This is a genomic window from Candidatus Oleimmundimicrobium sp. (assembly GCF_030651595.1).
GTDB lineage: Bacteria > Actinomycetota > Aquicultoria > UBA3085 > Oleimmundimicrobiaceae > JAUSCH01.
Genome location: NZ_JAUSCH010000002.1, coordinates 1 through 9,719 on the forward strand (window position 1 = coordinate 1; position 9,719 = coordinate 9,719).

Below are 9,719 nucleotides of genomic sequence, written 5' to 3' on the forward strand. Positions count from 1 at the left end.
GTACCGTTTTTGTGTCTGGGTTTTCAGAGGGAGATTGGTATTGGCGGGTAAAGTCGGTTGATTGTGTCGGCAATAGAGGTGACTATTCGGTTGTTAGAACTTTTAGCATAAACAAATAGCTTATTCACAGCCAAACAACCAACAGTTAGATTTACAAGATGACTCTATTGCGTATTGATAGATTTTTCAATTTTTACCAAAGATGGTAGTTGGAAACCAATGGTTGTTATAGACTACCAAGTTCATTTTGAACTTCTTCGGAAATTACCCCAAAACCACCGGTGATATAGAGTTTTTTAATGTCATCGCTGTAATTTATGAGGTAGTTTTTTGTCGAATTAGGAATGGAACCGTTTCGTGTCAACAAAATCGGGCATGGCCCAATTTTGGCTGCGTATGAAGCGCTTGCTAAGGCATCTGGGAAATTTTCGCCTGTGGCGATGAAGATATTATCTGAACCGGGAAAGTATAAGAAATACCTTTCGGCTATTTTTTTGGCTGTGTCATATCTATCGGTTCCGCCTATCCTTAGCGGGTTTGGGAGATTAGCTTCTACTTTGCTTGAAACAGCTCCGGTTCCTCCAACAATGATAGTTTGCTTGATATCTAAACTAATTAGTGCCTGAGTTGTTGAATCCGGAATAAAATCTTTATTTACTAAAAGTATTGGGATTTGATTATAAGCTGCGTAGCATGATATGGATAAAGCATCAGGATAGTTCAATCCGGTTGCAATTATGGCTGTTCTACTGGGAGAACCAACCTCAAGTGCAATTTTAGCGGCAGTTTCATATCGATTACGGCCTTCCAGACGTTTTACAGTAAGTCCCTTTGATATAAGCAGTGAATCAATTGTGTAAGGGATGGCGCTTTCTCCCCCTAAGATGATAGCTTTACTTGAACCCAACCGCTTGATTTCGTCCAAAGTTTCTGTGGTTAAATTTGACGAGTTGACCAGAAGCATGGGAGCATAGTTTTTGTAGGCCAAAGGAGCGCCGCTTAAAGCATCAGGAAAATCTGTGCCCTTGGTCAGAATTACTGTCTCAGCTGAATTCCAACTCTGTTTTGAAATTTCAATGGCTGTTTTATAACGGTCCGAGCCGGCCAATCGTGTTATGGGTCTGAATTTGAACCAGGTGCTTTTCAGCTTTAAAATGTTGTGAAAATCGATTCCGGATACATCTTTGCTCCCGTTTGAGCCGAGGATTCTTAGGGTTTTAACGCGGGGGGTGATGCCGGTTTCTAAGATTTCAAAACCCCGCAATTCTCCTAAAACTGAGGTTAAAATATTGGAATTTAATTTTGCCTGGAGTTCATTGGCGGGAATTGACAAACTCCAGTTATAATTAGATGACCAGGTACAATACCCGCAAGGCACGCCCCTTAAATATGGTAGGGCGATTGTTCCCCAAACATTTTCATTGTTTTCGGTGTGTCCTCCACAACAAGCATGATAAGCTGCCGAAATGGGTTTCGAATCATAAGTCAATATTTCTTGGGCAGTTTCGTCTACGGCTTGTTTGAAGTTCGGGATTTGAGCTTCATAACTGTATCCGAGGTAGTATTGACAACCTGTAATTGCTTTAATATCAAATCCATCTGCTTTGTAGGGATTGTCCGCGTTTTGTTTTTTTTCCAGGACGTATGATCTTGCGGCAACGGCCAGGGCTTTAAGAGTTTCCCGGGGCCAGGTGTCGTTCGCTCCTACTAAACCATAAAGATATTGGTTCAAAGGCAGTTCGTTTATGGCCCAGAGCGAGTTAGAGTTGGAAGAGAACTTTGTCTCTATATCTCCTCTAAAATAGTTTAGTGATGAAAGATTTTCTAAAATTAAGATTGAAGATGTATTGGGAGATATTGAGATATATGATGAGGTGCTTCTCAGCGTTTTGGTTGGAGTTGCAATTGTGTAGGAACTATCTTCACTATCGTAAGAGATGTCGATTGTTTCTTTCCCCAGACTTGTCAAAAGTTTATTTTCTAAGTCGTCAAAAACTACTAAACCATCGCTTCCGGAAATTGATATGGTTGAAGCTGTAGAATAAAGTCCGACTCTTATTGACTGATTTTCTTTGGCCAAAGAAGGGATTACCGATGTGTAATATTTTCTTAAAATATCGCGATATGTGTATCCGTATCCGGCCTGAGCCATGTCTCTGGCGCCGGCAAGACACATTCCTACGCCATCTCCGCTTCCCTGCTCATGAAGAACATAGTACTCGGTTGCGTTTGCTGAGATTGGGATTATAAATACAGCTAAAAAAACAAGCATCATTGCTATTGAGTTAAGATGTCTTTTTTTTGGTGAAATTTTTTTCACTCCTTTTTTCCGCTGCAATTTCTCCATATGTTGCTCCAATTAACAACAAAGCAAGAAGCGGCACAAGCATAAGTATCTTTATCGAGGTTGAAAGGGGAAGAGGATAATAAACATTAAAGATTTGGCGGAAGACATAAAAAAGGCCAAAAGCGGCCATGCTGTATAGCCATCCGTCTACTTTAATATAAAAACCGGTCCAAAATCCGCAAAAAAGAACAGTTGTATAATGGGTTAACAGAATACCTGCATAAAAAAAGACATTTTTGGGAATAAACATTGAGACTAAAAAATTACTCAAAAGGCGGAAAATTAAGAGTGAATAAAAAGCGGCTTCTGTTACAATTCTTAATCGGTGAAACATTTTATACTCCGTTTCTTTCCGTTTTCTAAAAAATTTACGCTAATTTGATAATATCTTTTGATAGAGAAAATTAGTAGTTTTAATTAAAATAATCTTATTTAAAAGAATTTAAAGTGTAAAGTAGTTTAAGGCAGAAATTAAATACTTTCTCGAACTGTTCTTTCTTTGTTCTGTAAGATTTCTTTAGATATAATGGTTAAAAGATTTTGACTTATGAGGTAGATTATGAAGACACTAATAATTTCAAATATGTATCCATCATTGAGCAATCCCACTTTTGGAGGGTTTGTTCAAAATCAAGTTGAGGAGCTAAAGAAAAGAGAGATTAAATTTATTTTTGCCGTAAATCGCATAAAAAAGGGTGGATATGTATCTCTTTGGAAATATCTCCTTCTTTTTATGAAGATTATTTGGGCATCTACTACGGATTTTGATTTAATTCATGCGCACTATCTCTTTCCAACAGGATTTTTGGCTCTCTTTCCTCATTTTGTGCGGCGCAAGTCCTTGGTTGTTACGGCTCATGGGAGTGATGTTAATTTTGGGCAAAGCTCTCGTTTTTTTCGTTCTCTCATTAAATTTACCTGCAAAAGAGCCACGATTGTGATTTTTGTGAGCGAAGATTTGGCGGAAAAGGCCAAGTCTTTATATTCAATTTCTTCAGAGAAAATAAGGGTTATAGATTGCGGAGTAGATACAGAGGTTTTTTTGCCACAAGACAAGATTCGCTTGAGAGAAAAACTTAGTTTACCTTTGGATAGAAAAATAATTCTCTTTGTTGGAAATCTTGTGAAGGTAAAAGGGGTAAACTTTTTAATTGAATCCATTCCCGATATTTTGTCATCTGAGCCAAATCTTCTGACTGTAATTATAGGAGAGGGGGAGTTGGAGGAGAAACTTAAGATTCAAGTAAAAAGTTTGGGGATTGAAAATTTTGTTCAATTCGAGGGGTTTAAATCTCATTATGAGATAGCTTTATGGATGGGTGCCTCAGATCTGTTTGTGTTGCCGTCTCTTAGTGAAGGGTTTGGTTTAGTTGTGCTGGAGGCCTTATCTTCGGGAACTCCTGTTGTGGCTTCTAAGGTGGGTGGCATTCCTGAACTTGTAAAAGATGGTGAGAACGGTTTTTTAGTTGAGCCGGCTAATTCTCATAATATGGCCAAAAAAATTGGGTTTTTGCTTAAAAAGGATGAAAATTATTTAAATATGTCAAAAAAGGCGAGGGAATCAGCTTTTTTGCACGATGTTAAGCTGCAAATCGAGAAAATTGTAGAGCTGTATCACAAAACGGTTGATAAAAAACAAAAAAAAGAAAACAAAAAGTTTTTAAGTTAATTTACCGGCTTGTCTTACTGGTAACATAGTGTTATATTATGCTCAGATTAAACAAGGCAAAGGGGAGTTTATTTTGCATACATTGATTGTTGTTATTCATGTTATCGTTTGTATCGGTTTAGTGGCGGCGATTCTTTTGCATTCAGGAAGAGGGACCGGACTAACCGCTTCATTTGGAGGAAGTACGAGTGCGTTTTCCGGAAGTAGCTTAATTGAAAAAAATCTTGACCGCATTACCATAGGATTGGCAATTATCTTTGTGTTTACCTCAATAACATTGGCCTTTTTCTTTTAAGTTAAAATATTAAAAAATTTAAAAAAGAATAAAGTATTGGCGTCCATAAAATCTTTGGATTTTCAAATAGGCGCCTTTTTTGTTTAGATATAGATTTTGTGCCAAATGTGTATATGTGAAAAGTTCAGAAATTTTAAAGATTGGTCGAAATAATGTAAAATAAACATCAAAAATAACAGATGTTTAAAATTAGTATTCCGGAAAGGGGTTAAAAATTGTCAAAGAAATTTAAGCTGAGTTTAGTTGTATTTATTATTTTGGTTGTAAGTGTTGTGATGGTTGCAGGTTGTGTTCCAAAAGAAAAAGCTGAAGAGGAAGGCAAAACATTTAACGCTTTTTTAATGGAGCCGGTAACTTTAGACGCAGCTCATTCTCAAGAGTCTGAAGGAATTCAAGTCGCGAAACAGATATATGATGGCTTGGTTGATTATAATCCGGAAACTTTGGAGTTAACTGCCGCGATGGCGGAATCGTGGGAACCAAACGAAGATGCCTCGGTTTGGACATTCAATCTTAAAAAAGGCATTAAGTTTCACAATGGCCGAGAGTGTCAGGCAGAAGATTTTGTGTATTCCTGGAGTCGTGTAGCTTCAAAAGATACGGCATCCGAAGTGGCTTACCATCTTTCTCCAATTAAAGGTTTCAATGACTGCCAGGAAGGAAAAGCCGGTACATTGGCGGGCGTTAAGGCAATTGATGACTATACGCTCGAAGTTTCATTAGACTATTCTTACGGTGAATTTCCGGTAACCTTAGGCCATCCCGTTTTCTTTCCGGTTCCCAAAGAAGAAGTTGAAAAATGGGGAGATAAATTTTCTGAATATCCTGTAGGCACTGGTCCTTTTAAATTTGCAGAGTGGACCCATGACCAGCACATTACTCTTGAACGGTTTGACGATTATTATGGAGACGCGGCTCGTTTAGATAAAGTAGTGTTCAATATTTTTGCTGATGAGGAAACAGGATATCTCGAATTTGAGGCCGGCAATTTAGATGACTGCCAGATTCCTATGGGCAAAATAAAAGAAGTTCAGGATAAGTGTGGCGAAAGAGCTCTTATTAATCCGATGTTGGGTATCTACTACTATGGGTTAAATATGCAAACTGAGCCATGGAAAGATAATGTTGAGCTCAGAAAGGCCTTAAACTACGCTATTCATCGCGCGATAATTACGGATGTTGTTTGGGAAGGGTCTCGCGTGCCGGCAACAGGAATAATTCCCGCCGGTATTCCCGGTTTTAAAGAAAACGCTATGCCATATATGTTTGACCAACTAAAGGCTAAAGATTTGTTGGAGAAGGCCGGTTACCCGGATGGGAAAGGATTACCAAAGCTTACTTTAGGTTACAACACCGGCTCCAGTCACGACAAAGTTGCTCAAGCGGTGCAGGCCCAAATGAAAGAGGTTGGCATAACATTTGATATTACCGGCTACGAGTGGGGGGCATATCTTGATAAGATTCAAGCCGAAGAAATTACTTTCTTTAGGCTTGGTTGGTCGGCGGATTATCCGACTATGGATAACTTTCTCTACCCGCTTTTTTATTCGGAAAACGCGGGGGCGGACAATATGGTTTACTACAACAACTCCGATGTTGATAAAAAGCTTCTTGAAGCCAGAAGAGAAACGGATGAAGCCAAAAGAAGAAAGCTTTATCAGGAAATTGAGCAGATAGTGCTTGAGGATGCTCCCATTGTGCCAATAGCATTCTATAAAACAACCAGGGTAATAGGCGAAGACGTAAATGGGTATATTAGAACGGCTATGGATGATACGCCATATGAACGTGTCTGGTTTTCTAAATAAAAGTGGACTTAAAAAGGGCTTGTAAGAATGGTTATTTCTTGCAAGCCCTTTTTATTTTGTGCTAATTTTAAATCGCGTTAATTGACAAGGAGGGGTAAATGACACGATTTATTATCAAACGGTTGCTTCAAGCTATCCCGGTCATTATTGGAGTTACTTTGATAATATTTTTACTCATGTTTGTTCTTCCGGGAGATCCGGCCCGCATGCTTGTTCAAAAAGGAGCAAGTCCTGAGGTTTTAGAAAATATAAGGGAATCATATGGATTAAATAGGCCGTGGTATGTGCAGTACGGAAAGTATATGTGTAATCTTTCCCACGGTGATTTTGGGACCTCAATCCGTTACAGAAAGCCCGTTCTCGATATCATGAAAGATCATTATCCAAACTCAATCCGCCTGGCGGTGGTTGCTCTTATAATTGAAGCGTTAATTGGAATTGCGGCTGGGGTGATTTCCGCCGTGAAAAGACATTCATTTCTGGATATTTGGGTGACGTTATCTACGACTATCTTGGTTGCGATGCCCGTCTTTTGGTTCGCGATGTTGCTTCAGGTTATTTTCGGTTTAAAACTGGGAATTTTGCCTATTTCAGGAATGGGTGATGGTAGCTGGCGTTATTATGTGCTTCCGGCTGTCGCGCTTGCTTCGGTTCATACGGCTTTTACGGCACGCGTTACCCGCTCGAGTATGCTCGAAGTCGTTAACCAGAATTATATCAGGACAGCCAGAGCTAAAGGCCTCTCTGAGATAAAAGTCATCTTAAAACATGCTTTGAAAAACGCCCTTATTCCCGTGGTAACTCTACTGGGTTTAGATTTGGGTGGACTTATAGGAAGCGCGATTTTAACCGAAACAGTCTTTTCTTGGCCGGGGGTGGGAAGAGTTATTTATTTGGCTATATTACAGAGAGATACGCCTGTTATCATGGGAGGGACCTTAATTCTGGTTTTAATCTTCATATTGTTAAATTTAATTGTAGATATTTCTTATGCTTATTTAGACCCACGTATAAAGTTTGAAGGACAGAAGGTGGATTAATTTGACCGAGATTCCAGACGATTTAAACTTAGAAAAGATAGAAAGAGAACCTCAAGAGATTACCCTTGGACGGGAAATTTTGTTTAATCTACAAAATAACAAAATGACTTTATTTGGGTTACTGGTCATAGCGGCATTGGTGCTCGTGGCAATATTTGCCCCGCTGATTGTGCCTTACGATAAGGCCATAGGTTTTTATCCGGAAGAGGTATTAAAATCCCCGAGTATTGAGCACATCATGGGAACCGATGACCTCGGCAGGGATATTTTTGCTCGAGTAATTTGGGGCTCTCGAGTATCTGTTGAAGTTGGTATTCTCGCGGTTATATTTGGCCTTGCCATTGGTCTTTTTATGGGAGCTTTAGCTGGTTACAAAGGAGGATTAGCCGATGTGTTGGTAATGAGAATGGCTGATATTTTCTTTGCTTTCCCGTATATTTTGGGGGCTATTGCCGTAATGACAATTCTAGGCCCCGGATTGAGGAATATTATCATCGCGATTGGTATTTTGGAGTGGGCTTATATCGCCAGACTTTTTAGAAGCTCCGTTCTCGCGACCAAAGTAAATGATTATGTTGAGGCGGCTCGTGCTATTGGGGCGAGCGACAGCAGAATTTTAATAAAGCATATTTTACCAAACGCGATAGCTCCGGTGATTGTATATTCCGCCATGAGTGTGGGCACCGCGATAATTACGGAAGCGGCTTTGAGTTTTCTTGGAATAGGGGTGCAGCCTCCTCGACCAAGCTGGGGTTCGATGCTTGCTGATTCACAGGTTTTTATGAGCCGGGCTCCCTGGATGATGTATTTTCCCGGACTCGCGATATTAATTACGGTATTAGGTTTCGTTCTTTTTGCCGATGGATTAAGAGATGTGCTGGACCCAAAACTTAGAGGAATGAGCGAGCATGTTACTTAAAGTCAATAACTTACGAACTTATTTTTATATCAGGCGTGGCATAGTTAAAGCTGTTGACGGAGTAAGTTTCTCGTTAGACAGGGGAGAAACTCTGGCAATAGTTGGTGAGTCCGGGAGTGGCAAAACCGTAACCGCTCTTTCTCTTTTAAAATTAATACCGGTGCCACCCGGGAAGATTGTGGAAGGTGAGGTTTTTTTCGAAGGTGAGAACATACTTGGTCTTTCCGAAAAAAGTCTTCAGAAAATTAGAGGAAACAGAATTGCCATGATTTTTCAGGACCCCACAACTTCACTTAACCCTGTTTTTACTATTGGCAATCAAATAATGGAGGCAATTTTAACGCATCAGAAAGTTTGCAAAAAAGAGGCTCGAGAAAAAACCATTAAACTTCTCGAAATGGTTGGGATATCTCAAGCCGAAGATAGGTTAAATGATTATCCTCACCAGTTCAGTGGGGGCATGAGGCAGAGGGTTATGATTGCGATGGCTCTTTCTTGTAAACCGGATATTTTAATTGCCGATGAGCCGACAACTGCTTTGGATGTAACAATACAGGCCCAAATTTTAGAGTTGATAAGTAGTCTTCAAAAGAAGTTCAATTCGGCAACAATTTTAATTACTCATGATTTGGGAATTGTGGCCGGTTTGGCAGATAAGATTTTGGTTATGTATGCGGGGAGGCCTGTAGAATATGCTGATGTGGATTCAATTTACTATAATTCTCATCATCCATATACGCTGGGCTTAATGAGCTCGATTGCTCGTTTGGATAAATCCAGAAAGGAAAAATTACAGTCAATTAAAGGATCTCCGCCAAGTCTTATTGATGTACCACCCGGCTGTGGTTTTCATCCTCGGTGTAAGTTTGCTATGGATATTTGCCAAAAAAAAGTTCCTGAATTTATCGAGATAGAGCCGGGGCATTTTTCTGCTTGCCATCAAGTGAGAAACGCGGATTAACGCGGATAAAATAACGCGGATTAGCGCGGATAAAGGATGATTTAATGGACGCTCTTTTAAAAGTAAAGGACTTAGTAAAATATTTCCCGATAAAGAGGGGCGTGATGTTCCAAAAAGAAGTGGGAAAGATTCACGCCGTTGACGGGATTAGTTTCCACATCAATAAAGGGGAGACTTTTGGACTTGTGGGTGAAAGCGGATGCGGTAAAACCACAACGGCCAGATTGATTCTTCGCTTAATTGAGCCGACAAGCGGTACAGTTAGTTTTAAAGGTGAAAATATTCTAACTTACGACAAAAACAAGATGCGGGAGACGAGAAGAGAGATACAGGTGATTTTCCAAGATCCGTTTGCTTCGTTAAACCCCAGAATGACCGTGGGTGATATCATCGGCGAGCCACTTTTGGTTCACGAAGTAGCAAATGGTTTCGAGTGCAAGAAAAGGGTTAAAGAATTATTAGAAATGGTGGGTCTTGAGTCTGAATACACACAGCATTATCCTCACCAGTTTAGTGGAGGTCAACGTCAAAGGATTGGTGTTGCCAGGGCTCTTGCTCTTAATCCTAAGCTTATAATCTGTGATGAGCCGGTTTCTGCTTTAGACGTATCAGTTCAATCTCAGATAATAAATCTTTTAGCCGAGCTTCAAAAAAAACTTGGCCTAACTTATCTTTTTATA

Annotated in this window: 9 protein-coding genes; 7 read left to right on the forward strand and 2 right to left on the reverse strand. The window is 39.8% G+C overall.

Annotated elements, in window-relative coordinates; translation table 11 throughout:
- Positions 1 to 226: 226 nt before the first annotated feature.
- Positions 227 to 2,320: a cell wall-binding repeat-containing protein gene (locus Q7U95_RS00020; protein WP_308751219.1), complete on the reverse strand. Its 2,094-nt coding sequence runs from the start codon at positions 2,318 to 2,320 to the stop codon at positions 227 to 229.
- On the reverse strand, positions 2,286 to 2,681 hold the full coding sequence (locus tag Q7U95_RS00025) for a hypothetical protein (protein ID WP_308751220.1): 396 nt from the start codon (positions 2,679 to 2,681) through the stop codon (positions 2,286 to 2,288). Before Q7U95_RS00025 ends, Q7U95_RS00020 begins: the two co-directional genes overlap by 35 nt.
- Before the next feature lie 225 nt (positions 2,682 to 2,906).
- Here Q7U95_RS00025 and Q7U95_RS00030 point away from each other — a divergent pair, with 225 nt between their 5' ends.
- The 7 genes from Q7U95_RS00030 to Q7U95_RS00060 all read left to right on the forward strand — a co-directional run.
- A complete protein-coding gene (locus Q7U95_RS00030) occupies positions 2,907 to 4,016 on the forward strand; it encodes a glycosyltransferase family 4 protein (protein WP_308751221.1) in 1,110 nt (369 codons plus the stop codon).
- A 73-nt stretch (positions 4,017 to 4,089) separates the two neighbouring features.
- The gene (gene secG / locus Q7U95_RS00035; RefSeq protein WP_308751222.1) at positions 4,090 to 4,311 is read left to right on the forward strand and encodes a preprotein translocase subunit SecG; all 222 of its coding nucleotides are present in this window, start codon (positions 4,090 to 4,092) and stop codon (positions 4,309 to 4,311) included.
- Positions 4,312 to 4,526: 215 nt separating this feature from the next.
- On the forward strand, positions 4,527 to 6,119 hold the full coding sequence (locus Q7U95_RS00040; RefSeq protein ID WP_308751223.1) for an ABC transporter substrate-binding protein: 1,593 nt from the start codon (positions 4,527 to 4,529) through the stop codon (positions 6,117 to 6,119).
- Between the two features lie 98 nt (positions 6,120 to 6,217).
- Positions 6,218 to 7,159 (forward strand): ABC transporter permease, encoded by a 942-nt coding sequence (locus Q7U95_RS00045; protein WP_308751224.1) that lies wholly within the window; start codon positions 6,218 to 6,220, stop codon positions 7,157 to 7,159.
- A gap of 1 nt (position 7,160) precedes the next feature.
- On the forward strand, positions 7,161 to 8,078 hold the full coding sequence (locus tag Q7U95_RS00050; RefSeq protein WP_308751225.1) for an ABC transporter permease: 918 nt from the start codon (positions 7,161 to 7,163) through the stop codon (positions 8,076 to 8,078).
- Positions 8,068 to 9,039, forward strand: a complete 972-nt coding sequence (locus Q7U95_RS00055) for an ABC transporter ATP-binding protein (RefSeq protein WP_308751226.1) — start codon at positions 8,068 to 8,070, stop codon at positions 9,037 to 9,039. The genes Q7U95_RS00050 and Q7U95_RS00055 overlap by 11 nt, the downstream gene beginning before the upstream one ends.
- Positions 9,040 to 9,083: 44 nt before the next feature.
- A partial coding sequence (locus Q7U95_RS00060; RefSeq protein ID WP_308751227.1) for an ATP-binding cassette domain-containing protein occupies positions 9,084 to 9,719 on the forward strand: 636 nt, incomplete at its 3' end.